Raw genomic sequence first — 25719 nt, 5'->3', positions numbered from 1 at the left:
CCAGCGCACAGCGACCTTCATCCGGTGAAAGGCACCCACGTCCATGATCGATCCGATGAGCCTCGAATTCGCCTACAGCCTGCAGTACCGCGGAGCTTCGCATCGTTCCATTCGGCCCACGTCCGCATCGGGATGGCGTCCTTCAACAGCGACCCGGGCTTCGTGTGTGAGCGGCCCCGGGCCCCGAGTTTTGCCCGGTCGGCCGCGAGCCGCCGGTCGATGGTGGCCGGGGAGATCCGCACCAGCAGCGCCGCGGCGTCCGTCATCGATGACCAGCTCGCCGTGGCGGCGCAGCCTCGGCACCAGGTCCGGCAGCGCCGCGGCCAGCAGCCGCCCGCATGGGTTGCCCTGAACGGCCCAGCACGGCCGCAGCGCCGTAATCACCGGCTCCCCGTAGATCGGCGGCCTCGGCGACCTGGGCCTGACCTTCCGCAGCACCAGCGACTGGCGCAGCGCCTTGCGCGCGTGGTCGCGGTGCCACCCGGCCGTCGCGCATAGCTCGTCCAGGATGATCCTCTTGGCCGACCGGTCCGACCGCGCATACCGGGTCGCGATCGCCTTCGTCACAGCCTTGCGTTCGTTCATTGACAGCCCCGTGGCCCAGCGTGCCGGGCCGGCGGACACCCCGCCTAGCGCGCATTCTCAGATGATTCTTCGATACCTGCTTCGCGCGCATTTCCTATGAGTCAACGCGGACTATTGCCACCGGTAATGACAGCGCCTACCCTGTAGTCAATCCGGAACGAGCAGGGAGCTGAAATGGCCGAATTCATCGGGACACCGAACGTTGAAGACGTCATGGCGTCACTTGCCAAGCAGAGCGTTTTTGATCTGCCGACACTAGCCCGCCGACTCATCCAAGACGCCGAAGAACGCACTGAGAACGAGGACTCATCGTACGTCGGCGAGATGTTTGTCCACTCCAGTTACGTATACGTGCACAAAGAGGAATGATGTGCCGGCACTCGCGCAGCCGACGGGGAACAACAACCTTCACATCCACTCACCGAACAATCCACTGGGAGCTGGCATGGCCGATTCAACCTCTACACCGATTCAAGGAGTCCCCGCGCTCGAGGATGTGATGGCCGCCCTGGCCAAGCAGAGCATCTTCGATCTCCCCACACTGGCTCGTAAAATCGTCGAGACGTCTCAGGAACACGCCGAGGACGAAGACGAGCAGAGCGTGACGGACCTCTTCGTCCACGAAACCTACGTGCTCTACCACAGCAAGGACCAGTAGGGCGCCACGGGCAGGATCGGATTGCAGGTGTTCCGGCGTTCCGCGGCGGCGGCAGCTATGGACTGGCTCGCACTACAGCTGAATCAATTCGTGCCGCGACAGGATAGTAAGAACGAATCGCAGAACAAGCCTCTGCTTGAGCTGATCGTCCTCATGGTGCACGGCATCCGGCATGGACTGATCGACGAGCAGCCGAGCGCCACCCAGATCATCGACCGGCTCACCACGGCCGCACAAGTACCCGAGCTTCGCAACCGACCTGTCCGCAACAGCAATCATTTGATCCTGCGGGCCGGCCTGTGCGCATTTCTCAGGATCACCAGCAACCCGGACCCGGCGCATGAGGCAGCGATCCAACGGGCTATCGACACAGGCCTGCTCGATCAGACCGGGCGCCTCCCGCACCATGTGATGATCGAGCGGACAATCCTCGACTGGGGCGGGTTCAGCCACCACCTGCCTCCGCTCGCCGAGCTCACGGCATCATCACTCCTAGTCCGGAACCCCGACGCGCTCTACCAAACCGAGCGATCGATCTACGAGCTAACCCACGACGTGATGTTCGGCTGCGCATTCGGTGACCGCCCGCCGAGCGAACTGACCCCGCAGCAACTCGACCAACTGCACCGAGTCGTGTCCGACGCCCTGGTGCGCTTTGGACGCCAGGGGCACTGGGACCTGGTGGGTGAGCTGCTGTTGTCCTGGGACTGCTTGCGTTTCAACCACGACACCAGCTACGAGAACGCATGGTCCGAGCTCACCGCTGCCCAGGACCTCGACGGCTCGATCGTGGCGATCGAACAAACGGACCCCGGCGCCTACGCAACCCGCACCGGTAGTGCACCGCCGGACGAACGGCGTTTCGCTGAGAGATACCACAGCACCCTGGTCCTCGTCCTCGCAACTATGAGCAGGATCGGGCGTGAGACATTAGCCGATCCAGACCACGAGGTTCGGAGCGTCGCGCCCCGAGCAGAGCGCACGAACCAGTCGTCCACGAGCCAGGGCGCCGCCTGGTTCGCCGCCATCATGGAAACCCCGCAGTCGACCCCGACCGCAGTCATGGGCGCGCTCGTCGGCACGACCCTGATCAGCGCCATCGACGAACGCGCCACTGCTCTGGCGGACAGGGCCGCCAAACAGCTCACCGCACGTCTGCAGGAAAGCGCTCAACTCGCGGCCGTTCCGGCCACGCTCACCTTGGCAGTTTTCGGCATTCTACGCGGCCGCGGGATGGACGTTCCGATCCTGACCGGTTTCGTCGACGGAGTCCGATCTATTGTGGACAGCCAAACATCCGGCAGCCAGTCCAGGTGGTGTGAGGAAAGGGCGATACTTACCCAACTCGGACTGCTGGCACCGGCGAATCTCCCTGCCCCTGCGCAATTATGGCAAGCGCTGGCCGTACGGCAGGTTGATCCCGACCACGTCCGGCGACTTGCCGCCGCATACGGCGACGCGCCGTTGCCGCAGCCGGACGGCCAGGTAGCACGCCGTCTCGAATCACTTGCGATCGATACACTGCGCCGGTCAAATCTGGTTACCGGGTGCTCACTGCTGCGGAGTGCGCACGCGTTTGGACCACTGGTTCCCGAGCGGATTCGTTCCGTGACCGCGTTCCTGCACGCGCAGCAATGCCCCGATGGCGGCTTCGGCGTCATCCCCCCAGCCACCGAAACCGGCGAAATGGATCCGGACATCGACATACGGCTCCCGATTTCGCTGGCCGTCTGGTGGGCGCTTGCCCGGATGAATACCTCGTTTCGCCTCTTCACGCATCCACCCAGCGGAAGGAGCAGGCCATGAACCAGCCTCGCACGGATACCGCCATCTCGATGGCCGGACGCACTTTCGATCCACTCGTTGAACAGGACCTCCAGTCGAACCTTGACGAGCCGATCGACATGGCGAGCGAACCCGCCTGGATCGTCCAGTTTTTCGAGACTCTCAAGGCCGAGGCAACCGAGCAGCTCCGATCCGAATTCGGCCTGAAACTTACCGAATACGTGCCCCGCAACTGCTATATCGAAGTGCTCGACCCGGCCACGGCGGCACAACTGCGAAGCGATGAGCGGGTGCGGGCGGTCGCGCAGATGACCAACGATCTCAAAGTTTCGGCCGAGTTACGCAACGAAGAGCAGGTCGACGAGCCAACCGCCCCCGCACCTATCGACGTGATCGCCTTTAATTCGCAGGCAGAGTCGGTTCTTACCCAAGTACAGGAACTTCTCCCACCGGAGCGGATCATCGCCGTCCTCGACGAACGGCCACTGGGAGGCAAGTTCCTGATCCGCATCACCGGCAACTCCGCCACTGCGGCACGGATCGCTGAAATGCAAGGTGTCCGCTGGGTCCAGGAAGTGCCCGAGGTCAGCGAAGACCGAGGAGGCACCGCAGGGAACCCGGTGCTCACGACGGCAGGCCGGATACCCGAGATCGAAAGGCTGGGCCTGACCGGAGCCGGCCAGGTCATCGGAATGATCGACAACGGACCACCGGACCTCGACCACTGCTTCTTCACCGACACCGAACACCCGCAGCCCGGGCCCAACCACCGGAAAGTCCTGCTGGTACGCAACTCCGCCCAGAGGCCAACAGGCAAACACGCCACCTTCACCTGCGGCATCGCCGCCGGCGACGCTGCAGGCGGCCTCGGCGCGCACCCACAGCGAGGAGTCGCCTCCGGCGCCCGCCTGACATGCGGCAACGTCAGCGACGTCAAGACCACAAGCACCATAATGATCGAACTGGCCGCCGCCTCCCAGAGCGGTGCGACAGTGCACAGCAACAGCTGGCACGCCAAACCGCAAGGCGTCGGCCGCCCGGCCACCTACGACCCGCACTCGGCAGGCGTGGACGCCTTCGTTTCGGCGAACGAAGACCACGTCGTCGTCGGATCGAGCGGCAACAGCGACGAAGAGCAGGGCCCCCCTGGCACAGCGAAGAATGCCCTCTGCGTCAGCGCTACAGCAGTAGGCCAACCCGGAGACACCGTCGGCGACGGCAACGCGGGACCGACCGCCGATGGACGCCGAAAGCCGGACCTGACGGGTGTCGGATGCGGCGTCATGTCCGCCCGGATCGGCACACTATGCGAGCTAAACGCCGCGGCTGTCCCCTGCGCGAGCAGCTACGCCACCCCATGGGTCGCCGCTGTCCTAACCCTCGTCCGCCAACAACTCATCGAGGGACGGTACCGTGACGGACATCCGCGGCCCGAAGACGGTTTCGCGCCGACGGCGGCACTGATCCGGGCGATCGCACTCAACTCGACCGTCGCGACCGGCAACAATACCGAGATACCGAGCCCCACACGGGGCTGGGGCGCGCTCAAACCCGTTGCGGCACTGGGACAGCACGCCCCACGCCTGCTGCTCGACGTGCGGAATAAGGATGGGCTCGTAACCGGTGCGACGTGTCTGCTTCAATTCTCCCTCGAGCAATCCGCCCCCCTCGCCGTCACACTCAACTGGACGGAACCGCCGGGCACGATCGGCTCGGACAACAGCGCCATCAACAACCTCGACCTCCGGGTGACCGCACCGAACGGCGACGTGTTTCTGGGTAACCATTTCATCGCCGGCCAGTCAGCGCCCGGCGGCGTCCCGGACACGCTCAACCCAACCGAAATGGTCGTGGTAGACGCCCAACCCGGTCAGTGGAGCGCCGAAGTCATCGCAACTGAAGTCAACTTCGGACCCACGCAAGGGTTCGCACTCGTGGTGAGCGGCGCAATTACGCCCGATTCGCAGTCCGCTAACAGTGACCAGCAAGTCCGGCAGACCCGCCCTATCCCCTAGACGAGTATTTCCTCTTGACCGCGCACGGCGAGGCCGGCGTGCAGCTCTCGGAAATAGCGCTTGTCTCCGAAGACGATGTCGCGGAGCACGATCAGGGTCCAGCGATCGCCGACACCTCGCCCGCCGCGTTGATCGGGCGCCCCGAGTTCGGATGTTGATGTCTTTGCGCGACAAATAGGCATCGAGAGTATCGAGGACATATATCGAAGAGGGAAAGCGCCCATTCTTGTCTCTGACACTTTCACCTTCGAGACGAAGGGCGGTTTTGAAGTTGCGGGACCCACTTGGAACACATACTGCACGGCAGTCCGGGCAGACGCTCTGAGAACCACTTGGACGGAGCACAAATCTGCCCTGCTCTCCCCTAACATACGCGAATACCTCGGTTCCAGAAAGTCTACGCAGAATATCAATCACAACATCAAATTGACGGCGCAGGGGAACCCCAAGGATTTCCTTATTTTCAACAACGGCATCACGGCCTTAGTGAACAAATACCAGGCCTTAGCGGATGAAGATAAGACGTCTATCGAAATTGACGGTATTGGCATCGTGAATGGTGGACAGACAACCGGCTCCCTAGGCGAGCTAACTGATGAAGAGGCGGTCAACCTTCATGATGCCTGGGTGCAAGTTCGATTTATATCAAGCGCAGATCCAAATATTGTCAACAGCGTAGTTAAATTCAACAATACTCAAAATAAAGTCCAAGCAACTGACTTCCGCAGCGGGGACGCCGTTCAGCAGCGTCTTAGGTCGCAATTCGAGTCTATTCCTGATGCCGAATATCGCGGTGGGCGTAGAGGGGGCAGCACTGATGCTATGCGTCGTGAAAAGAATCTGCTGGCAGACGGCTCGGTTGCCCAATCACTGGCAGCTTTCCATGGCGAACCCAACCTGGGGTATAACGAAACCCGGCAAATTTGGGAGGACGACGCAATATACGCTCGGTTCTTCAATGAGTCCCTCTCTGCTAAACACGTGTTGTTCTGCCATTCGCTTCTAAAAGCCGTAGAACAAGTCAAACAAGAGATCACAGCGCTGGCAGAGGACGATCGAACGGCACAACAGAAGACTCATGCTGCATTCCTGAGCTCTCGCGGCGCTCTCGTACTGACTGTCGCCGCGATCGCGTCATGCGTAGAGGTGATCCTATCCGAAGTTGTAACCTCTCGAGTCGACATCGAGTTCAAGAAGAACAACCTAAAGCCTGAACAGGGTGTCAAGCTTTGGCTTCCAGTTGTGCGCACGGCCCTCTCCTTCTCAGAGCAACTGAAGCCGGCGACTAACCAAGGATTGAAGAGCAGCTCTAACGTAAAAGCGGTTTTGGCTCTCTTCACCTCACTTATGGAAGCCACAGTAAGTAGCAATAAAAGCATCTACGACGACTTCGCCAAGAATGTGAGGACGAAGAAATCGTAAGCCGGGTGTAGTTCCAGCAATGAGCCGCATCAGCTCAGTCTCTGAACGCACGAAAGGGCATCACACATTTTTCATGTGCGATGCCCTTTCGGTAGCGGTCGCGGTTGTGATCCCGCCAGCGAAGCACCGCCTCGTCACCCTGGGCCTTACAGTCCGTGACGATGAAGAGATGCGAAATTGCATGGTGGAGCGCCGCCAGCATATCTGCCATAGCTCTAGCCCGGCCGGAAGTGGACAGAACGGCGGTGCGGTCCGTTTCGGAGATCGCGAAGCCGTCCGCCCTAGCCCCGGCGGTGAGCCCGACAGTTTACTGAGACCTGACTCGTGCCAACTGGCTTAGTGACCTTCGCGGCCGAGTTCTGCGAGGAGGTTTTGGGCTTCCAACGGTATGTCGGGGTCGAGGGTCAGGCGTTGTCCGTTGAGTTCGATGGTCGCTGATCGGACTGCGCGTAGGGTCTGGACGATGCGCTTGATGGATGCCCCGGTGGCCTCCTGCAGATGGCGTGCGATGGCGAGGGCTGCGAACACGACGGTGAGGTGGGCTTCGATGGCCTCCCGCTGACGGTGGAACACGGGCCGGGCGCGTAGGTCGGATTTGGTCATGCGGAAGGAGGCCTCGACCTGCCAGAGGTCGTGGTAGGCGCTGATCACCGCGGTGCCGGGCATCTTGGTCTCGGGGAGGTTGGTGACGTAGCCCTTGAGGCCGGCGAGCTGGCGGGCGCGGTCGATGGTGGGCTGGTCGAGAGCCTTCTGGGCGCCGGTGACCTTGAGGAATCTGGCCTTCTTCAGCGGGGCCTTCCCGTCGGCGATGCGTTCGGCTTTGTCGATCATGAGGTTGATATTGCGGTTGTCCCGTTTGGCGCGCTTGAAGGAGTACTGGTAGACGATCCGGCGCTCCCGCCCGTTCTTGCCGGTGCCCATCACGCGCCTGGATTCGAGGATCTGCCCGTTTTCGAAGTAGTCCCCGCGGCGTTCGAAGTGCTCGGCGAGGTCGTAGGGGGCTTTGGTCAGGCGGGAGCCGACGATGAAGGAGAACCCGGCATCCTCGAGCGCGTTCAGGTTCCCCGCCGAGAGCATGCCCGCATCGGCCACCACGACCATGTCCGTCACGCCGTGGCGTTCTTGGAAGGCTTCCAGAACGGGGACGAGAGTGGTCGTCTCGGCCTTGTTGCCCTCGAACAGGTGCATCTCCAGCGGGAACCCGGCCGGGTCCACGAGAAGCCCGACCTGGACCTGCGGGTCGACGCGGTGCTCCTTGCTCATCCCGACCTTGCGCAGAGCGTCCTCGTCCTCGTTCTCGAAGTGGAGCGTGGTGACGTCGTAGAGCACCATGGCCGAGGTCCCGGTTGTTCGGACCGAGTGGGCCAGGCACGCCTTGGCCAGAGTGCCGCGGTAGTCCTGCTTGTTGCAGCGCTGCAGGCACCGGAAGACTGTACGCAGGGAGGGGGCAACCGCGCCGATCTCTTCCAGGACCCGGATGGTATCGGCCTTGGAGGTAGGCTCGACGATCCGGGCGAGTACCAGAGATCTGAACACGTCGTCTCCGACTGTGTCGAATCCCAGACGGGAGTACGCCTCGGTCAGGACGTTCCAGAGCAGCAGCGAAGCGGTCGCGACCACGCGCCCGCCTCCGGCCACGAGCCGTCGGCGGCCACCAGGGCTGGAGACCGGCATGGGCCCGGCCGTGGTCCAGTCGGCGACATCCTCGGTACTGGCCTGGATCCGGGGCAGCGGGCCCAGATCCAACATCCCCTGGCCAGGATGTAGCCTCTCTCGCGCTAACTCCAGCAGCAGTTCCAACTCGGCGTCGGTGTGGGCCGAGCCCACATGGTCGATCTCAACGACCTGGCCACGATCCTTCGCCACGACCTGGACCGCGACGGCGCCCGAGGCCGTCCTAATCTTGCGCACGAACTGTGAAACCATCCTCCGAGGCTACTTCCCAGAGGTTCTTAGTAACCAAAAATGCCCTACCGGCAGCGAGAAACAGCAGGTCAGGGGCCTATTGCCCCAAATTTGCGGTCCTAGTGGCACGAGTCAGGAGCCCGACAGTTTACTGAGATGGCAAAGTTAACCAAGTTTTCTAGCAATCTCAACTGTATGAAACAGCTGGCCAACTACTGTGAAACGTGGCCATCTAAGTTGGGAAATGACCAAGTACCGTGGAACCTCACAATAGGGTGAGATTCAGAGCAGGCTGGATGAGGGTCAAGTTGACCTGAATTGGTCCAACTTGTTCCGACAAATCTCAACTAGCTCGGAATCTCACACTCACATCCAGGACCAATTAGGTTGTCCAAAGGACCAAATACGTTGTCCATCTACAACGACCTAGAAGTCCCAGTCGTCATTGTCAGTATTAACAGTCTCGCCAATCACATACGACGAACCCGACCCGGAGTAGAAGTCGTGGATCTCGTCAGCATTCGGCGCGGCGCGGACCGGATGCCGGGGTCACGCGGTGTCCGAAGTTGGCTATGTTCGCTCACAGCCATGTTCATCGCCCAAGTGTCTCCAATTGTGCTTCCCGTGCTAAGGGCAGGGTGGCGAGCCGTCCGGCTGTCTGAGCCGCCACTCCGGTCGCGCAAACTAAACCGGAAATCTCATCAATATTGCGACGATTTGTAGGTAATTCTTCCCACTGGGCTTCGCATCTGCCCACGTCAGTTGCCTGGTCGGATGCCAGAATGGGTGAGACCGGACACCGCCCCTGTCCTGTCTTAGTTTTGTTGGCAAAAATCTCAAAAGGCTTGGCAGCCTACGGGCTTCTATCCCCGGACGTCATTTCGCTCAATGGCGTTCAACTACGTGAGTTGCTGTCCTCAGGGGCGGGTGTTGTGTTCAGCTGTTGTATTCAGCAGGCTACTTATGATGGTGAGCGCTCTGGACAATTGCAGGTCTGTAACGGCTCCGTAGCCAATGATCAGACCGTTCGTGGGTTGGCGGTCCGCATAGTATCCGGCAAGTGGTGTCACGCGGACCCCTTGCTGCAGGGCTTTTGCTGCCAAGTCCGCGGCGTCGGGTTGTTCGAAGCGGATGACAGCGTGCAATCCCCCGTCGAGAGCCGTTAGCTCGAGATCCTCGCGGAATCCCAGGCGCTGCATGAGCATGGCGCGGCGGTGTGAATACTCCCGCCGGGCGCGTGTGACGTGGCGGGCGAGCCCGCCTTCCTGGATGTAATGGGCCAGGGCCGACTGGAGTACTCCTGCTACCGGGGTGTCCAGGGCTTCACGTACTGCCTTGAGCCGGTGGCCGGCATCGCCCCGAACCACCAGGTATCCGCAGCGCAGCCAGGGGCTGAGGTTTTTCGAGAAGGTTCCCAGAAGCACTACCTCGGCGTTGGTGGGCAGCGAGGCGACGGCAGGAAGGGGCATTCTGCTGTGACGGAACTCGCTGTCGTAGTCGTCTTCCAGGACGAGCACACCATGATGGTCAGCCCATTTCAGTAGACCCAGCCGTTCCTGGACGGCCATCCTGCCGCCCAGCGGGTACTGGTGGCTGGGCGTTATGAGTACCGCGTCGGGTATGTCGCTCAGTGCGGCCAGTTGGGAACTTTTGAGACCGTTTTCGTCTACCGGAACGGTCAAAAGCTGGGCACCGGCGGCGCTCATGACCCGGCGGGCTGTTGGGTAGCCGGGGTCCTCCACCAGGATGTGGGGGTGATCTGCGTGGCTGCGGAGCATGGCCACGACTAGCTGAAGTGCGTCGCTGGTGCCGCCGGTGATGATGACGTCCTCGGGTTCGACGGAGAGCCCTCGGGACACTGCAAGATGTCGGGTGACTGCTTCGCGCAGCGCGGAGGTCCCGAGGGCTGGCGGCAGGTGCGTGTTTCCCTGTTCTGATAGTGCCTTTTTCCAGGCGTTACGCCATTCCCTGTCTTTGAAGGGCGTCCCGGACGGCCTGCCCGGGGTCAGGTCAATCGAGTCAGCTTGGGTGCGGTTGCTGTTGTGCTCCGTCTTTTTGCGGGGACGGGTTTGGATGTCGGGGCGGACCGCGACTTTGGTTCCGCCTGCTCCGCTGCTTTCAAGGAACCCTTCGCCGGATAGCTGCTCGAACGCGCGGACGACGACGCCGCGTGAGATGCCTAGTTCCGTTGCCATCCGTCGCGTCGCGGGAAGCGTGTGTTCGGGCTGAAGGAGTCCGTTGAGGATGGCAATGCGCAGCTGGCTGGCCAGTTGTGCGGTCAGGGAGGCGGGGCTCTGCCTGTCGAGCACGATCGGTATTTCAGCTTCACCCATTGGACCTCCGGAGTTGTACGTTCTTGGACCTAGTGTAGGACCAATGGGTTTGGCAGCATGAAATGCGTAACCACCCGTACGCTGCGGCTCGGCCCGGCCCGCTGCAGCCGCATGAAAGCAGGACTCGTTGTTCAACGGCCTTAGTGCATTTCCCCTCACCCCCATGAACGGTGAAAGCGTCGACCTCAAAGCCGTGGCCCTGCTGGTATCCCGCGCCGCCCAGGCCGGCGTGGACTCCCTGGGCGTTCTTGGCTCGACGGGAAACTATGCCTACCTCTCACGTGACGAACGCCGAGCCGTCCTCGAGGCAGCTGTGGACGCCGCTGACGGCGTTCCGGTTCTCGCCGGTGTAGGTGCGGTGCGCACACGTGACGTGCTTGCGTATGCGGAGGATGCACAGAACGCGGGTGCCTCCGCGTTGCTCCTGGCTCCGGTGTCCTACCAGCGCCTCACCGACGTGGAAGTATTTGCCTTGTACGCAGCCGTTGCAGCCGAGTCCGTGCTTCCCGTCGTCGTTTATGACAACCCGGGCACCACAGGCTTTACCTTCTCCGATGACCTGCATGCCCGCATCGCCCGTATCCCGGGAATCGCGTCAATCAAGATCCCGCCGCCCGCCGCCGGAGAAGTTGCAAGCCGCCTCGGCAAGCTTCGCCCCGGTCTGCCGCAGGGAACCTTTGTAGGTATTAGCGGGGACTGGGTAGCGGCGGAAGCGCTGCTTGCCGGTTGCGACCTCTGGTACTCGGTGATCGCGGGGGTGGCTCCTCAGCGGGCCAGGGCCATTGTGGATCACGCCATGGCTGGCCGGAGCGATCTGGCCCTGGAAGCGTCCGCACAGCTCGAACCGGTGTGGTCGCTGTTCAGAACCTACGGCAGCCTTCGCGTCACGGCAGCCCTTGCAGAGGACCTCGGACTGGTGGCCTCCTCGACGCTGCCATTACCGTTGCGCGGGCTCGACAGCGAAGGGCGGGACAAAGTCGCTGAGGCCATTCGCCAGATCGGACTGGAGGCATAACCCAGTGACGGACACTTCGGAGAGGGACATGAGCCTGTCCCCCAGCAAAATCCAGCCCCAAAAGAACAGGCAAAAGTCCGCCGTCCCTGGCGGTCTTGCCCGATACGTTCTTGCCGCTACTCTGGCTCGCAGCGCGGATGGTGGTGCCGTCGTCGCCATCGTCCTGCTCGTGACGACCAGCGGCGCCCCCGGGTGGCTGGCAGGAATCCTGGGCGCGTGCATCACCGCCCCGCACATCTTCGGCCCTTTCATTGCCAGGTGCCTCGACACAGCACGCGACGGCCGAACGGTGATCGCCGTGGCCTGCATGGCACACGGCGTCACACTGGCCGCAGCTGTCCTGCTGTATCCGCTGACACCGCCCATCATCCCGGCTTTGCTGCTCATAACCTCCGGGCTGGTTGGTCCACTCCTGACTGGAGGCATCAGCAGCCGCCTCGCTGCGATCGCCGGCAGTGACCGGATCAGCCAGCGGCGGGCCCAAGGGTGGGACGTTGCTACATACGGCATCGGCGGCACTATTGGGCCGTCGTTGGTGGCGGCCGTCTCGGCCTGGGCGGATCCGGCTGTTGCGGCCTTACTACTGGCCGGTTCGACTTTCGTGGCCGCAGCCGTAATCCGATTGTTGCCCTACTCACCGCCAGCTGCTGTTCCCTCGGAGATTCCCCGTCCCGGACAAACACTGCTGATGATGGTATCCAGCGGTCCCATGCGCCGGACGCTTTACCTGACTGTCGTCATCGCCCTTTCTGTCGCGGCTCTGCCCATCACCGCGGTTGCATCCACCGGAGAGCTGCGAGTGGAACCAGCCGCCGCAGGGATCCTGACGGCAGCATACGGCCTTGGTGGTCTTGTCGGCTCGGCCGGCGTGATGATCCGGCCCATGCGAACTGACGCGGACCCCCTCATGACTTGGCTGGCCGCCACCGTCGGCGTCGCCCTCTGCGGGATAACCTTCGCGGGCGTCTTTCCTGAGGCTGTTGCCGCTTACTCGCTCGCGGGAGCCCTTAACTCCTATTTCTTTGCCGCCACCCTGGCGGCCCGAAGCGAGTACGCCCCAACTCAAGCGCGAGGGCAGATATTCGTCTGGATCGGCGCCCTGAAGATCACCGCCGGTTCCGCCGGAACAGCTTTGGCAGGCGCCATCATTGCCCCGGCCACCTACCTACCCCTGTACCTGGCAGCGGGACTCACCACGGTAGCTGTGATCGTTTCGGTCATCGACCGCCGCCGCGACCGGGTCCGTACCTGAACCCCGCAACCGAACAGGACCCGTTTCCCCGGCATCCGCCATGCCACCATCACACGGAAACCAGCGGTGCCGGCGTTTGCCAGAAGCGACTTGCGGCCCTCGTGAAGTAAGGCCAAGCAGGAGACGCGCTACCACTCCCCCGTTGGCCTTTCAGGCCACATAGGCCGACATGTGGTCCATTACCGGTGAGGGCGTTAGGGAGAGATGCAAGTTAGCAGCGACGGGGTAGGGCGTTCCTCACGACCTTGGCTACACGGGGTTCGGCGACGGACATTTCGCTCAGGGTGTCCTGGCGGTTTTCGGCCATCACTGGCAGCCTACGATGTCGGCCGCAACGAGGTGATCATCCGCTTGATATCCAGGTACTCGGGCGTGCCCATGTATAGCTTGGCCTTTTCGAGGTACGGCAGCGACGGGTCGCCGGGAGTCTCATTGTTCACTGGGTTATAGCCCGCACCGAAGCTCGCGGACGTCGGCGGCCACGTGAAGAAGTGGAAGATGGGGCACGCCACTTCCCCCGTGGGTGCGGCGGCTGTCTCGATGCCGTACGCAGCTACGGTGTTGATAGTCGGATACGGCGCCGTGACGTCTCCGCGGGTCTCAAAGACATACCGTGGCGTGGAGCCGCCTTGGGTCAGGGCGGCCATCGGCTGGGTTTCCAGTACCGAATATGGGAACCGCTCCACGCAGGCGGATCCCACGGCCATATTGGTGCGGAGTGTTGCCATCGGCTTCCCGGCCTGGTTGGTAACTTCCGCGAATGCGCCACCACCTTCAGGCAAATCCCCAGCGGGATCCCTAATGCTCCAGGCTGTAGGCACATCGAAGGTCAACTGGCCGTCGGCCGTCGTGTATGTAGTCCAGGCTGCGGACGCGGTGAGACTGGGGGTCGGGGTCGGCGACGCCGGCCGGCTCGCCGTCGCGGTGGGGCTGGACTCGGCAGGCGCCGTCGTCGTCGAGGTTGCCGGGGGCGCTGCCGGCTGGCCGCATCCCGCGAGCAGCAAGGCGAAGAGAAATGCCGCGGAAACCGCGACGCCGGACGTTGCTGATCTGCGCATGTCACCCTCCAAGGGTCGATAAATGTCCCTTAAGTGTGGAGCCGACCGCGCCTTTGGGATCCGCCCCCGAGGCGATTGGCCCCGAATCGTAGCGCGGCATAACGATGGGTCCGGCGATTTCAAATGACCACGCCAGGTCGATAGACGATAAGTTATGCTGGCGTCGCAGAACAAGCTGGCACAACGCGGAGGCAGATCCGCTGCCTGCCGCCGCCCGCCGCCCAATAAGACATTTATGACCGGGTGCTCCGTAGGTCCCGGAAGTAGGTTTCTCCCTTGCCATAACGGCACACGATAGGCGTCACCGTCTTGAGTGTCCCGGCGACGACCTTTACTGGCGCGGTAACCGTCTGGGTCTCAGGGTTCTGCCGTCCACTGTGGACGTGATCTTCATCGAGAGCTTCTTGCTGCCACCGGGGGTGGATTTGCCGTAGCGCCGCCCACCGGAAGGCCCACTTCACCCTGCACCGAGGCGGTAGCGAGTGCCGACTCCCCCGTTTTTCGACTGTTTCGTTACGCAGATAACCGCCGTTACGTCAGCTCGGCGCGGTTTCTGGAGCCTGGCCCGTTCGGCATTTCAGATGTTCGGTCTCATCCAAGTTGGCCAAGTTCCATTACAGCTGGCCCATTAATGGTTTCTGCCTCACTTCAGGTGGACCGCCGGCTCATAACCTCCTGGGCATCACACTTGCTGCGATTCTGCGTTTTGGGCTACCTGATTCTCCACGGTATTTGGCGGAGATGTAGCGGCGATATCGGCGCGGCCAGGTGCCGATGAGCAAAGTTTCGCGGGCGGCTTCGACGACTTCCTTCGTGATGCTGTGGAGCTGGTTAATGTCGCGGATTCGCATGATCTGGGTAAAGAGCCTCTGGATGAGCCGGAAGTTGCCGTTGGTGATGCGGGCGACGGCGGCGATAGCTTCGGCGTCGGTGAAGTCCGGGGGGTCGATGCTCAGGCCGAGTTCCCGCCAGCGATTCGTCAGGACGAAGGTGAGGTCGTCGGTCCTGAGGGTCCGGTAATGGTGGGCGAAGCCGAGGCGGCTGGTGTCACGGTCGCAGTAGTCCCCGACCTGCTCAAGCCCTGGAGGTTTGAGACGGTCTGCCTCGTCGATGATGAGGAGCTCGGTCAGGCCGGACGCTCGGGAATTGCGGTGCTCGAAGACGTCGATGTTACCTTCCCGGGCGTATTCGATTGCCCAGGAGATTCTCTGGCAGGTCCGGGGCAGTTGCCGGTCGATCTCTCAGAGGCTGATGGTCACGGTGGGGGTCCAGAATGCCGTTTTGGCTTTGAGCACACGAGCAGGGATGGGCTCTGTGTTGGTGTGACCGGTCCGCTGCCATTGTTCCCATTCCGTCGCGTTCCGTCGCGCCGGCGTAGCCGCGTGCTGAACGCGTGCTGAAAGGGTCTTGCCAACGCCGGGCGGGCCGTAGCAGACGCCGATGTGGCGGTTGGTGCGCACCGCGGTGGCAAACTCCGTGAAGCGCCGGTGCTCCTTGGTGCTAAGAAGTGCCGGCGTGTCGGGCGGGATCGGTGGAGGTGCCGCGGAATCCCGCCGAGATCCGCGAACAGGAAGCGGCGTCAATCGTCATTCTCGTCCTTGGCGGGCATGGGCGTTCCTCTCGCTGGCTCAGTCTTCCGTGTAGATGCGAAGCCGATGCTGCTGCACATCCAAAGGTTCCTGGCCGGCCTTGCTTTTCGAGACAGCAGCTGTCAGGGCTTAATCCAGTTCGTGTCCCGTTTGTCTGCCCTCGCCGGACATTTTCTCGGTCTGGTCATTTGGGAATGGAGCCGGCCAGGGATAAGTGGGGCAGGCTGGAAAGGCTGAAGGCCAGAATGTCCCGGCGGGCGGCCGGCTCGCGGGCGTCGGAGCGATGGCTGATTTGCTTGCGGCAACGAAGCGGGTCGCGACGATCGTCTCCGATCTGCTGCCGAATGGTTGGTGCGGCGAGGGCGAGCGGCGATCCGGCCGTCAGTTCTTCTTCAGTTCCTCGGCGAGCATCACAAGGATGCCGCTGGGACCGCGGACGTAGGTGAGCTTGTAGACGTCCTCGTACGTTGCCACACCGCGTAGCGGTCGGCAGCCGTGCCTCGCGGCTATCTCAAGGGCTTTGTCGATGTCGTCGACTGAGAAGGCGACGCGGTGCATCCCGATCTCGTTCGGGCGAGTGGGTCCCGACTCGATAGCTTCGGGGTGGATGTACTCGAACAGCTCCAGGCGACCTTGACCGTCTGGTGTTTGGAGCATCGCAATGTTGGCATGATTGCCGTCGAGTCCGACGGCGATGTCGGTCCACTCGCCACTGACCGTGTCACGGCCGACGACTGTGAGGCCGAGGTCGGTGAAAAAGGCGATCGTCGCTTCCAGGTCGCGAACCGTAATGCCGACGTTCTCAAGTTTGATGGCCATGCGTTACACGCTATCGAGCCGGACCGAACAGCACCAGAGTCCGGGACTCGATCGAACAAGCGATGGGGCAATCAGGAGCACCGGCGGTCGGCCTCGGGCCGAATCCAAGCGATGACGGCGCGAGAACACAGCGGTGCGGTAGACGGCTCCGATTCCGGCCTCTCCTGGGGCGAACACCGTTCATCAAGCAGACGCTCGGGCGGGCGCCCTCTCCGGGATCGGCTAACGGGCCCTAAGGGTGACATTTAGCGCTGCGAAAACGCCGCTACTTATCGCTGCGATCCACAGGCCAACTGTAGTGCGACAAATCGGGAAATTTTGTCTCACTACAGTCGGTCCAACCGCGAGTTTCCGGGGTTTTCGCTGGTCAACTTAGATGAGGCGATGAACCAGGCAGGATGGAACCCGCACCCGCACTGGCGGCCGCACTTGGCGCGCGCCGGATTCGAGATCGCTGAACAGTGCAGCTTCAGCGTCGAAGCGAACCCGGCACCGCCAAGCACCGGCCGCTACGCGCACGCCGTCGTGCGCAGTATCCGCAAAGCCGTCGACGGCCGGCTGGCCACCGACGACCTCGCCACTCTTGACTACCTCTTGACGGCGGACGACTCCGACGGTCTCCTGCGCCGCACCGACCTGATGGTCCGAGACAGCCGGACCGCCTGGGCGGCCCGCCGTCCCTGAGCCCGCCGGGCGCCGGATGGCCACGCTCAACCGGCCGGGCAACCCCTACCTCAAGGCAGCCTTGGGCACCGCGGCAATGCCGATTGCCAGCAGGCCCAACAGCTGCTCCCCCCGCATCGCCCGGCACGGACGCATGAAAGCCATCGGCGCGACCCAGCATTCCATCCTCACCGCCGCCTGGCACATGCTCGCCTACGGGGAGTGCTACCAAGACCCCGGAGCCACCATCTTCACCCGACGCGACCCAGTCCAAGCCAAAAACGACGCCGTCAAACGCCTTAATGCACTCGGCTACCGGGACTGTAATTTAAACGGTGTAACTCCAGAGAATTAGGAGGTTGCCGTGACTGATGTGACTAGTGATGTGACTGCTGCGACGAGCATGGTTGCGCCGGCTCCGGCGGACGCGCTGGATGAGCAGTTGGTGCAGCAGCTGAGTGAGCGGGCGCGTGCGGAAGGCCTGCGGCTGACCGGTGAGGGCGGGCTGCTGTCCCGGCTGACGAAGATGGTCGTGGAATCGGCGCTGGAGGGCGAGATGGAGGACCATCTGGGCTACGCCCGGCACGATCCGGCTGGCAGGGGCGGCGGGAACTCGCGGAACGGCACCCGGTCCAAGGAGCTGTTGACCGAGGCCGGTCCGGTGCAGATCGCGGTGCCGCGGGATCGGGACGGCTCGTTCACCCCGGAGCTGGTCAGGAAGCGGCAGCGCCGCCTGTCCGGGCTCGATGACCTGGTCATCTCGCTGTCCGCCAAGGGACTCACGCACGGGGAGATCTGCGCCCACCTGGCCGAGGTCTACGGCGCGGAGGTCTCCAAGCAGACGATCTCCACCATCACGGAGAAGGTCTTGGAGGGTTTGTCGGCCTGGCAGAGCCGGCCGCTGGATCCGGTCTATCCGGTGATCTTCATCGACGCGGTGAACGTGAAGATCCGCGACGGGCAGGTCACGAACCGGCCGATCTACGTGGCGCTGGCGGTGACCTGCGAGGGCACCCGTGACATCCTTGGGCTCTGGGCCGGCGAGCACGGTGACGGGGAGGGGGCGAAGTACTGGCTGCGGGTCCTGTCCGAGATCAAGAACCGCGGCACCCAGGACTGCCTGATTGTGGTCTGTGACGGGCTCAAGGGCCTGCCCGAGGCCATCGCCACCGTCTGGCCTCAGACGATCACCCAGACCTGCATTGTTCACCTTTTGCGCAACTCGTTCCGCTACGCGTCGAAGAAGGACTGGTCCGCGATCGCGAAGGACCTCAAGCCCGTCTACACGGCGGCGTCGGAATCCGATGCCCTGGACCGGTTCGTGGAGTTCAGCGAGAAGTGGGAGAAGCGCTACCCGGCGATCATCCGGCTCTGGACCAACGCCTGGGCCGAATTCGTGCCCTTCCTGCAGTTCGACCGCGAGATCCGCACCATCATCTGCACGACCAACGCCATAGAGAGCATCAACGCGCGCATCCGGCGAGCCGTGAATGCCCGCGGACACTTCCCCACGGAGCAGGCCGCGCTCAAATGCGTCTATCTGGCGGTCATGAGTCTGGACCCCACCGGGACGGGCCGACAACGCTGGTCCAACCGCTGGAAGGCTGCGCTCAATGCCTTCGAAGTCACCTTCGACGGACGCCTGTCCGCCGGCAAGAAATAAAATCAAAACCAGTTACACCGAAAACTTGACGCTGATACTGGAAGGGTCCGGGAATGCAGTGACCCGATACTTGACTGGCGGCCCCCTTCGGGGGACCTGTCCTTGACCTGATTTGTCCTGCGTTCCCGGGACCAGCCGTGGGCTCTGCCGGTTCATGACCTCATAGGAGCATGACCGATCCCATGACCAGTTGGCCCTGCCATGGTGCGCGTCCCTTCAGCGTCCTGTCTGCGGCCGACAGGGCCAACGGTGACAACCCGAACCGTTGCTTGGAAGGACACCATATGCCACACGCGAGAGCGGATGTCGACGCGGCCGGACGCGTCGCCGGGGTCGACACCCACACCGACACTCACACCCTTGCCATTCTCACCGAGAACGGCGCGGTGGTCTCCACCGCGACGTTCACGGCGGACAGCCGTGGCTATGCCGCGCTCATCGATGCCGTAGCCTCAGCCGGCCCCGTCCGGGGGATCGGTGTCGAGGGCACCAACTCCTACGGCGCCGGCCTGACCCGGGCCCTTCAGTCCGCCGGACACACCGTGCTGGAAGTCCTGCGCCCTACCCGGCAGGTGCGCCGGATGAATGGGAAATCAGATCCTGTCGACGCAGTCGAAGCTGCCCGTACGGTGCTTTCCGGCCGTGGCATCTCCATCCCGAAAGACACCAACACCGCCGCTGAATCCATCCGATTCCTGCTCGGCGCGCGGAAACGGTTCGTCTCCTCCATGACCTCGATCTCCAACGCCATTAAAGGGCTGCTGATCACCGCTCCAGAACCGGTCCGCGCCAGATACCGGGACCTGGACACGGACGCGCTGCTGCGCCGTCTGGCCAGTAGTCGTCCTGGATCCGATCTGGCCGGCCCTGAAGACGCCGCCGGGCTGGCCCTGAAGACGATGGCTTGCGCCCACCAGGAGCTCTCAGACCGCGTCGCCGGCATCGAGACGCAATTGCATGAACTCGTCCAGGCGCACCACCCAGCATTGCTGGATGTCTACGGCGTCGGGACCCTGGTCGCCGCGCAACTCGTCGTGACCGCGGGCGGCAACCCAGAGCGGATCCGCAACGAAGCGTCGTTCGCCGCGCTCTGCGGCGCCGCGCCAATCCCGGCGTCCTCCGGGCGCACCACCCGCCACCGGCTCAACCGTGGCGGCGACAGACAGGGTAACGCCGCCCTCCACCGCATCGCACTCGTCCGAATGCGCCACGACCCCAAAACCCGCGCCTACGTCGAGCGCCGCACACAGGATGGCAAGAGCAAGAAGGAAATCATCCGCTGCCTCAAAAGGGCCATCGTCCGAGAGATCTACCGCATCCTTACCAGCCCAGCAGTAAGGACGGTCCAAGCCGACCTCCGCGCCATTCGCACGAAAAAGAACATCACCCTCAGTCAAGTGGCCGTAGCCTTAAGCACGTGGCCCGCCCGGATCTCCGATATCGAGCGCAAAGCCCGGCCGCTGCCCGAACTCGCCGATCGCTACAGAAACTGGCTCGCCACCGCTTGACACACGATAGGAGCATCAGAACCGGCTACCAGGTCACCTGACCCCGGCCACCCACCCGGCGGTCTAGCTGATGCCGATGAACGCTGATGAACCAGGGTCGGGTGGCCCGCTTCATCGACGACGTCGTCGGTGGTCGTGCTGGGATCATTGACTTTCATGACTCGTTCGATCTGGGTGAATCGCCTGGGACGAGCCGGAAGTTGCCTCGGGTGATGCGGGCGATGGCTTGGGCGTCGGTGAAGTCCTCGGTGTTGAGCGTTTGTGGACGAGCCGCCGGCCCGCCATAAGAAACCAGAATGGCATGCCCACCCAACCTGTCAGGCCGATCAGTCCGCCGATACCGAATACGGTCCACTGCATCCATCCGCCCGGAACCAGGAACCCGAATGCGACAATCGCAGCTCCGGCAAGGAATGCCGCCCCCACGAATCTGCCCAGTTTGGCAAGCCGCAGCGGGTAGCCGCCGCGTCTCAGCAGTTTGGTGTGCGCGGACACAAGCCAAACTGCTTGAGCGGCGAGTGCCAGCATTGCCGCCGTGGTGGCGACGGCGAAGCCGAGCACCTTGGCCACGAGCAGGAACGAGCCGGTTGCCCCGGCAACTGACAGCACGACGACGACCGCCAGCCCTGGCCCTGTCCAGTGTGACGGGGAAAGGCGTTTGTGGAGCTGCAAGATGACCGGGACGGCCAAGAGGTTGAACAGCCCGCTTCCGATGTCGCTGATTGGGCCGAAGAGCCGCGGTCCGGGTCTGGACATTTCCACGCCGTACATGAGGCCTAATGCGGTGAAGGTGATTATTCCAACCGCACCGGCCGCGTAGGCGAAGGCTCCGGCCCTGCGGTCGCCGGGCAAGGGCTGGATGCTTTCCATGGTTTCTCCAATCGGACCGAAGGCCGCGTAGTTCGGACGGATACGTTGCATGTTGCGCCGAGCCACCGGTGTCATGTCTAGGCCCGCTCATCGATGGCCTTTAGCGCCACGGACTGACCAACCCCGGCCACAGGTCCAGCCGCGCCCGTGCCCGCACAATGCGTAGCCGCCTGCCAGTCCAATGAGCGGCACCATAACCGCCCGCCGCCGATCCCGGTGGTCTGCAGTGATGTCAGGGCGCCCGGCATGGCCAGCGGGGCGGCGGCGAACAGCAGCGGAGGCAGGGCCAGCCGGCGCCATCCACGACGGCCGCCGCTTCGCCGCAGATGTTCTGCCCAACCGAGCAGCGCACCCACCGCCACACCCGGTGCCAGGACAGGTCTCACCGCTGCCTGGGCCCGCTTGAGCCGGCCACCTCCGAGCCCACGACATCACGGCTGCCAGCGCCGTCACCGCGCCAGAGGATCCAGCCGAGGAGGGCAAAGAGCAGCACCCAGATCCCGATGCCGATCCGGCCCGCAATGTGGGGGCCCATGACGGCTGGAGTCAGCGGCACGAAGACATACACTCCCAATACCAACGGTAGGAACCGCTTCGCACCTTTCCAAGCGCCAACCCGAAGGACGCCGATGCCGCCCAGGACCAGTCCGATCCCAGTGATCATCGTCGGGATTCCAAAGAGCGCCTGGAACAGGTCGTACAGCGGCTCCCCGGAAACGGAGTGCGCGGCTGCGATGACCACCAGCTCCAGGAGGGAGAGCAAAGCCAGACCCGCGATACCGGTGAACAGGCCGGCCCGCACGAGCCGCGACGAACCAACAGCCGGGGTCCGCAGCAGCGCCACGATCACTGCCACCTGCGTCGCGTTCTGCACGGCAAAAAACACCTGGGCAACGGTAAATCCGGCGCCGTTGAACGGGTAGCTGAACTGCTCCGGGACAACCGCTGGCGGATAAACGATCAACACGAAGGCCGAAAGGGCGCCCGCGATTCCTCCCCAGAATCCGATCGCGCCGAGCCGCCGGACAGGTCCACTTCCGTGCCGGGTAGTTTCAGCTGATTTGAGTGCCATCGCGGAGTCCTCCCTTTGTTGTGAGCTTGCTGAATTGTGTGCACATTGCGTTCATGATGCTCGCCGATTGCCCCCGGGGCATCCGTGGAACCACCTGTCTTGACACCTACGACGGGATAGCATGAGCACATGACGGTGGGGGCAGGCAGATCAGCGGAGACTTTTGAGGCCGCAATCCGTGCAGCCCGCGAGGCCAGTGCCCGCCGCGCCCATGCCGAGGCCAGCACCCTCCTCTGCACCGCCATCGAACTCATCGACGAAACCGCGCCTTCGCCCATCCGCAAGGTGGACCTCCTGCTGGAGCTGGCCACGAGCCGGTTCCACGCCGGAAACGTCGTACTCGCCTGGAAGACATGCAGTGCTGCCGCGGATATCGCGCGGGAGACCGGTGACGGGCCCGCGATGGCCGATGCCGCGGTCGTGCTTCGGGGCATCACCTACTCCCCGGTCAGGGCTCAGCTGCACGCGCTGTGCCTCGAGGCACTGGCCTTGCTCGGCGACTCCGACCCGGTGCGCTGCGCCCGCCTTCGCGCGCAGCTGGCCGTGACCGGCAGCATCTGGGTCAGCGAGCCCTATTTCGATCTCGACGGCGAAACTGACATCGCCACTGTGAACGCCGAAGACCCTGATACGGCGTTCCTCGGCTTACAGGCCCGGCATGCCCGGTTCCTCGGTGCCGAGCATGTCATGGATCGCCTGGCGATCGCCGACCGTGCGGTGGAGCTCGGGAGGCGGAGAGGGATGGATGAATACCTTGCCTGGGGCCTCCTGTGGCGCATCGAAGCACTCCTCCAACTCGGGCGGATCGTGGATGTTTCGGCGGAGCTTGACGTGCTCTCGAGCATTGCCGACAGGATGCGGGAGGATCTGTGGACGTGCAGGATCGAACTGATCCGCGCCGTTCTGCTGCACCTCGAAGGCCGGTATTCCGACGCGCTCCTGCATGCCGACACCGCACTGCGGATCAGCGCGAGGACGGAGGACGAAACCATTCCATTCCTGCATCTGGTGATGACCTCGAGCGTCGCCCTCCGGACCGGGATCGGACTTCAGGAGGCCGAAGAGGCTGTACGGCGCCGGCTCGAGAACACGCCGTATTTTGCCAAGGGCTGGCTGGCGAAGATCCTTGCCGCAATGGACAGGAAAGAAGAAGTTCAGTCGCTGTGGAAGGCCATGGTCCCCCACCTCCAGGATTTCCCCCGGCGCGCCCCGGAGTGGCTCATCGCAGCGACAGGCCATGCCACACTGTGCATCTATCTCAAGGATCGGGCCGCGGCGCCAGCCCTGTACGCCGATCTCCTTCCCTTCGAGAATTTCCAGTCGATCGCAGACTCACAGACCCCGTCTTCAGGTCCGGTGGCCTACTACCTCGGTCAATTGGCGGCCCTGCTCGGTCACACCGCGGCATCCCGCGAACATTTCCTCACCGCGCTGCGGTTGGCCGAGGGCATCAACTCGGTCCACTTCGCCGCAATGGCACGGGCGAAATTAGAAACGCACGAGCAGGCCGACGGCCAGCTTAGCGCCAGGGAATCCGAAGTGGCGGCCCTTGTGGCCCAAGGCCTGAGCAACCGGGCCATTGCCGCCACCTTGTTCGTATCGGAGCGCACCGTGGAGAACCATGTGAGCAACACGCTGAGAAAACTCGGATTCTCTTCGAGGTCCGCTATCGCAGCATGGCATGTGGGCCAGCAGAACTGAGCCGGGCGATACCTGCACAAATACCGGTGCCTGGATGAGCCTGAAGAAGTCATGCCGTCGTGCCCATGGCTGAGATGTCAATCTCCTCCAGAGGCCGGTTCGTCCGGGCACCCTGCTCCACCACCCGTTTTGAAAGGAACCTATCATGGCCATTTGCGACACCTGCGGCAACGACTACGACAAGACGTTCACCATCACCAGAGGCGACCAGTCCGGGACCTTCGACAGCTTTGAGTGCGCCATCCAGGCCTTGGCCCCGACCTGCGCACACTGTGGCTGCCGGATTCTCGGACACGGGACGGAGAGCGCGGAGGAAATGTACTGCTGTACTGCTGCGCCCACTGCGCCCGTCACTCCGGCCAGACGGAAGCGGTTGACCGGACTTAGAGCCCGCCGGCCACGGCGTTTGTGATTCTCCCCCGCCAGACAGTCGGAGGGAATCGTTAATGACATCGTCTGTCCTTGGGGCTGTCCGTGCCTGCATCAGCGGACCGGGCGTATGAATACTTCGAGCCCGTTTCCGATGCCCAGGTAGCCAGCCGTTTAGCACTCTGCAACGCCGAAATCAGCTGAGTCTGTCCCGGACGGCAGGAACGGACATGCCCGGGGCGGTCACCGGGGATCGAAGGACGCGGCGGATTTCCGACAGGAATTTTTGATTTATCGTTGCTGGCGGGAACTGCCTGCGGATGGTGGCTGCAGCGTTCCGGCGTCTGGATTCAATTCCGGGGCCATCTTCCATTGCGCGGCGAAGACACCGGCGCAGGCTGGGAACGGAAGGCTCTGCCCAGATCTGTCCTTCAAAATTGGGCCACTCCAGGGCTGCTGCTTCTGAGACCTGCATGAGGTCATAATCGATCAGGAGGGAATTCGTGTCATTCATGAAGTCCAGCTGTCCTCCCCACCCGGTTCCGATGGTGATGAGGCCGCATGCCATGGCCTCCAGGTAGGGGCGCCCCCAGGCCTCACCCCTGGTAGGAAGAACGAAGGCATTTGAACGGGCATAAAGCTCCTGCAGATCCTGCAGGCACAGAGGTTCAGCCAAGAGGGTGATCCGGGGCGGGTTCCGTGGCCTGATTTCGGCCGTGACCGCGGCAATATCAGCAGGTATGTCGTAGCCGGTGGGTCCGAACGGGTCCGCACGCATGACCAACTCCACGTCGTCATCGGCGTCGAACTCGCTGAGATACGCCTTGAGCAGGACGTCCCATCCTTTTCGCTGCTGCCACCTGAAAACCGAGAGGAACCTGAACGGACCGTTCCCGGCGCCCGTGGAAATCGGAAGGTTGTACCAGCCAGCAGAAAGAGCCTGAGGTATGACATGAAGCTTCTCTTCCGCCACACCAGCCGCGGCGAAAGTCTGTGCGTTGAAGGTTGAGGCAACCCAGACTTCGTCCACCTGTTCCGCCCGCATAACCCATGGACGGGGTATGGATGCGGTTTCGAAGACAGCCCTCCAAATGATGGTGCCCTTTAGGTCTTCCCAACCGTTGTCGTGCCAGGGAAGGTGCACAATGGTCAGCACGGGGATAGCCCCGGTCGCTGGGGGCGGGCCGGTTCCGACCGGAAGGGAGCCGACAGGAACTTCTCGAACAGCAAACCCTGCCCGGCGAAGAGCTCCGATGAAGCCGGCTGCTTCCACGGCGAGTCCGCTGTGGCCTCGAAAGCGGCCCCTCCATTCGATCAGCATCGGTCATCACTCCAATCACGCCACACCATCAGCTAAGGCGATACTTTAGCGCTTTACCGGGCCTGAGTCCCGGGCCGCACCTGCTGTCAGCAGTACGGTGGGGAGGTCCAGGTGGT

General features: G+C 63.0%; 22 protein-coding genes and 1 pseudogene. 14 read left to right on the top strand and 9 right to left on the bottom strand.

Going from position 1 to position 25719, the window contains the following annotated elements; genetic code table 11:
- Window positions 1–72 precede the first annotated feature (72 nt).
- Window positions 73–585, bottom strand: coding sequence for a hypothetical protein (locus QFZ69_RS09365; RefSeq protein ID WP_306917561.1), 513 nt, complete (start codon window positions 583–585; stop codon window positions 73–75).
- A gap of 174 nt (window positions 586–759) precedes the next feature.
- Here QFZ69_RS09365 and QFZ69_RS09360 point away from each other — a divergent pair, with 174 nt between their 5' ends.
- The 5 genes from QFZ69_RS09360 (at window position 760) to QFZ69_RS09340 (ending at window position 6465) form a co-directional block, all read left to right on the top strand.
- Window positions 760–954, top strand: a complete 195-nt coding sequence (locus tag QFZ69_RS09360) for a hypothetical protein (protein WP_306917558.1) — start codon at window positions 760–762, stop codon at window positions 952–954.
- 76 nt (window positions 955–1030) lie between these two features.
- Entirely contained in the window at window positions 1031–1243 is a 213-nt protein-coding gene (locus tag QFZ69_RS09355; protein ID WP_306917556.1) for a hypothetical protein, read from the top strand.
- Window positions 1244–1300: 57 nt separating this feature from the next.
- Window positions 1301–3049, top strand: coding sequence for a hypothetical protein (locus QFZ69_RS09350; protein WP_306917555.1), 1749 nt, complete (start codon window positions 1301–1303; stop codon window positions 3047–3049).
- Window positions 3046–5043: a S8 family serine peptidase gene (locus tag QFZ69_RS09345; protein WP_307000060.1), complete on the top strand. Its 1998-nt coding sequence runs from the start codon at window positions 3046–3048 to the stop codon at window positions 5041–5043. Before QFZ69_RS09350 ends, QFZ69_RS09345 begins: the two co-directional genes overlap by 4 nt.
- Before the next feature lie 174 nt (window positions 5044–5217).
- Window positions 5218–6465: an AIPR family protein gene (locus QFZ69_RS09340; protein ID WP_306919648.1), complete on the top strand. Its 1248-nt coding sequence runs from the start codon at window positions 5218–5220 to the stop codon at window positions 6463–6465.
- A 336-nt stretch (window positions 6466–6801) separates the two neighbouring features.
- On the opposite strand, the gene QFZ69_RS09335 is transcribed toward QFZ69_RS09340, so the two are convergent.
- From QFZ69_RS09335 to QFZ69_RS09325, 3 genes and pseudogenes are all read right to left on the bottom strand, one after another.
- Window positions 6802–8391, bottom strand: a complete 1590-nt coding sequence (locus tag QFZ69_RS09335; RefSeq protein ID WP_306912764.1) for an IS1634 family transposase — start codon at window positions 8389–8391, stop codon at window positions 6802–6804.
- A 405-nt stretch (window positions 8392–8796) separates the two neighbouring features.
- A pseudogene (locus QFZ69_RS09330) lies at window positions 8797–8898 on the bottom strand (ribonucleotide-diphosphate reductase subunit beta); the annotation flags it as partial.
- 389 nt (window positions 8899–9287) lie between these two features.
- Window positions 9288–10703, bottom strand: a complete 1416-nt coding sequence (locus QFZ69_RS09325; RefSeq protein ID WP_306917549.1) for a PLP-dependent aminotransferase family protein — start codon at window positions 10701–10703, stop codon at window positions 9288–9290.
- Window positions 10704–10830: 127 nt separating this feature from the next.
- On the opposite strand from QFZ69_RS09325, the gene QFZ69_RS09320 reads away from it, so the two are divergent.
- Window positions 10831–11718: a dihydrodipicolinate synthase family protein gene (locus tag QFZ69_RS09320; RefSeq protein ID WP_306917547.1), complete on the top strand. Its 888-nt coding sequence runs from the start codon at window positions 10831–10833 to the stop codon at window positions 11716–11718.
- 28 nt (window positions 11719–11746) lie between these two features.
- On the top strand, window positions 11747–12970 hold the full coding sequence (locus QFZ69_RS09315; RefSeq protein WP_306917546.1) for an MFS transporter: 1224 nt from the start codon (window positions 11747–11749) through the stop codon (window positions 12968–12970).
- 317 nt (window positions 12971–13287) lie between these two features.
- On the opposite strand, the gene QFZ69_RS09310 is transcribed toward QFZ69_RS09315, so the two are convergent.
- A complete protein-coding gene (locus QFZ69_RS09310; protein WP_306917544.1) occupies window positions 13288–13698 on the bottom strand; it encodes a hypothetical protein in 411 nt (136 codons plus the stop codon).
- Between the two features lie 73 nt (window positions 13699–13771).
- On the opposite strand from QFZ69_RS09310, the gene QFZ69_RS09305 reads away from it, so the two are divergent.
- Together QFZ69_RS09305 and QFZ69_RS09300 are read left to right on the top strand one after the other, a co-directional pair.
- A complete protein-coding gene (locus tag QFZ69_RS09305) occupies window positions 13772–14050 on the top strand; it encodes a hypothetical protein (RefSeq protein WP_306917541.1) in 279 nt (92 codons plus the stop codon).
- A gap of 799 nt (window positions 14051–14849) precedes the next feature.
- Window positions 14850–15428 (top strand): hypothetical protein, encoded by a 579-nt coding sequence (locus QFZ69_RS09300; RefSeq protein WP_306917539.1) that lies wholly within the window; start codon window positions 14850–14852, stop codon window positions 15426–15428.
- A 570-nt stretch (window positions 15429–15998) separates the two neighbouring features.
- Here QFZ69_RS09300 and QFZ69_RS09295 read toward each other — a convergent pair.
- Entirely contained in the window at window positions 15999–16436 is a 438-nt protein-coding gene (locus tag QFZ69_RS09295; protein ID WP_306917537.1) for a VOC family protein, read from the bottom strand.
- A gap of 384 nt (window positions 16437–16820) precedes the next feature.
- On the opposite strand from QFZ69_RS09295, the gene QFZ69_RS09290 reads away from it, so the two are divergent.
- From QFZ69_RS09290 to QFZ69_RS09275, 4 genes are all read left to right on the top strand, one after another.
- Window positions 16821–17120 (top strand): hypothetical protein, encoded by a 300-nt coding sequence (locus tag QFZ69_RS09290; RefSeq protein ID WP_306917535.1) that lies wholly within the window; start codon window positions 16821–16823, stop codon window positions 17118–17120.
- 16 nt (window positions 17121–17136) lie between these two features.
- Window positions 17137–17454: a hypothetical protein gene (locus QFZ69_RS09285; RefSeq protein WP_307000059.1), complete on the top strand. Its 318-nt coding sequence runs from the start codon at window positions 17137–17139 to the stop codon at window positions 17452–17454.
- Window positions 17455–17502: 48 nt separating this feature from the next.
- The gene (locus QFZ69_RS09280) at window positions 17503–18762 is read left to right on the top strand and encodes an IS256 family transposase (RefSeq protein WP_306919647.1); all 1260 of its coding nucleotides are present in this window, start codon (window positions 17503–17505) and stop codon (window positions 18760–18762) included.
- 284 nt (window positions 18763–19046) lie between these two features.
- A complete protein-coding gene (locus QFZ69_RS09275) occupies window positions 19047–20270 on the top strand; it encodes an IS110 family transposase (RefSeq protein WP_306912914.1) in 1224 nt (407 codons plus the stop codon).
- Between the two features lie 144 nt (window positions 20271–20414).
- Here QFZ69_RS09275 and QFZ69_RS09270 read toward each other — a convergent pair whose 3' ends face one another.
- Window positions 20415–21140, bottom strand: a complete 726-nt coding sequence (locus QFZ69_RS09270) for a hypothetical protein (protein WP_306917533.1) — start codon at window positions 21138–21140, stop codon at window positions 20415–20417.
- 382 nt (window positions 21141–21522) lie between these two features.
- On the bottom strand, window positions 21523–22212 hold the full coding sequence (locus tag QFZ69_RS09265) for a hypothetical protein (protein ID WP_306917531.1): 690 nt from the start codon (window positions 22210–22212) through the stop codon (window positions 21523–21525).
- 129 nt (window positions 22213–22341) lie between these two features.
- Between QFZ69_RS09265 and QFZ69_RS09260 the strand changes: the two genes are divergently transcribed.
- The gene (locus QFZ69_RS09260) at window positions 22342–23913 is read left to right on the top strand and encodes a helix-turn-helix transcriptional regulator (RefSeq protein ID WP_306917529.1); all 1572 of its coding nucleotides are present in this window, start codon (window positions 22342–22344) and stop codon (window positions 23911–23913) included.
- Window positions 23914–24478: 565 nt separating this feature from the next.
- Here the strand turns inward: QFZ69_RS09260 and QFZ69_RS09255 are convergent.
- Window positions 24479–25438 (bottom strand): glycosyltransferase, encoded by a 960-nt coding sequence (locus tag QFZ69_RS09255; RefSeq protein ID WP_306917527.1) that lies wholly within the window; start codon window positions 25436–25438, stop codon window positions 24479–24481.
- Between the last annotated feature and the right edge of the window lie 281 nt (window positions 25439–25719).

Source organism: Arthrobacter sp. V1I7, from assembly GCF_030817015.1.
In the GTDB taxonomy this organism is placed as follows: domain Bacteria; phylum Actinomycetota; class Actinomycetes; order Actinomycetales; family Micrococcaceae; genus Arthrobacter.
The sequence above is the reverse complement of the archived record's forward strand: the minus strand, read 5'-3'. Positions and strand labels throughout refer to the sequence as shown.

Coding starts and splice junctions, on each gene's coding strand:
- QFZ69_RS09265 (WP_306917531.1), bottom strand. CDS start 22,212: ATGGCACTCAAATCAGCTGAAACTACCCGGCACGGAAGTGGACCTGTC.
- QFZ69_RS09360 (WP_306917558.1), top strand. CDS start 760: ATGGCCGAATTCATCGGGACACCGAACGTTGAAGACGTCATGGCGTCA.
- QFZ69_RS09275 (WP_306912914.1), top strand. CDS start 19,047: ATGCCACACGCGAGAGCGGATGTCGACGCGGCCGGACGCGTCGCCGGG.
- QFZ69_RS09335 (WP_306912764.1), bottom strand. CDS start 8,391: ATGGTTTCACAGTTCGTGCGCAAGATTAGGACGGCCTCGGGCGCCGTC.
- QFZ69_RS09325 (WP_306917549.1), bottom strand. CDS start 10,703: ATGGGTGAAGCTGAAATACCGATCGTGCTCGACAGGCAGAGCCCCGCC.
- QFZ69_RS09305 (WP_306917541.1), top strand. CDS start 13,772: ATGCTCCAGGCTGTAGGCACATCGAAGGTCAACTGGCCGTCGGCCGTC.
- QFZ69_RS09280 (WP_306919647.1), top strand. CDS start 17,503: ATGGTTGCGCCGGCTCCGGCGGACGCGCTGGATGAGCAGTTGGTGCAG.
- QFZ69_RS09310 (WP_306917544.1), bottom strand. CDS start 13,698: ATGGCAACACTCCGCACCAATATGGCCGTGGGATCCGCCTGCGTGGAG.
- QFZ69_RS09295 (WP_306917537.1), bottom strand. CDS start 16,436: ATGGCCATCAAACTTGAGAACGTCGGCATTACGGTTCGCGACCTGGAA.
- QFZ69_RS09345 (WP_307000060.1), top strand. CDS start 3,046: ATGAACCAGCCTCGCACGGATACCGCCATCTCGATGGCCGGACGCACT.
- QFZ69_RS09365 (WP_306917561.1), bottom strand. CDS start 585: ATGAACGAACGCAAGGCTGTGACGAAGGCGATCGCGACCCGGTATGCG.
- QFZ69_RS09270 (WP_306917533.1), bottom strand. CDS start 21,140: ATGGAAAGCATCCAGCCCTTGCCCGGCGACCGCAGGGCCGGAGCCTTC.
- QFZ69_RS09260 (WP_306917529.1), top strand. CDS start 22,342: ATGACGGTGGGGGCAGGCAGATCAGCGGAGACTTTTGAGGCCGCAATC.
- QFZ69_RS09350 (WP_306917555.1), top strand. CDS start 1,301: ATGGACTGGCTCGCACTACAGCTGAATCAATTCGTGCCGCGACAGGAT.
- QFZ69_RS09355 (WP_306917556.1), top strand. CDS start 1,031: ATGGCCGATTCAACCTCTACACCGATTCAAGGAGTCCCCGCGCTCGAG.
- QFZ69_RS09315 (WP_306917546.1), top strand. CDS start 11,747: ATGAGCCTGTCCCCCAGCAAAATCCAGCCCCAAAAGAACAGGCAAAAG.
- QFZ69_RS09285 (WP_307000059.1), top strand. CDS start 17,137: ATGGCCACGCTCAACCGGCCGGGCAACCCCTACCTCAAGGCAGCCTTG.
- QFZ69_RS09290 (WP_306917535.1), top strand. CDS start 16,821: ATGAACCAGGCAGGATGGAACCCGCACCCGCACTGGCGGCCGCACTTG.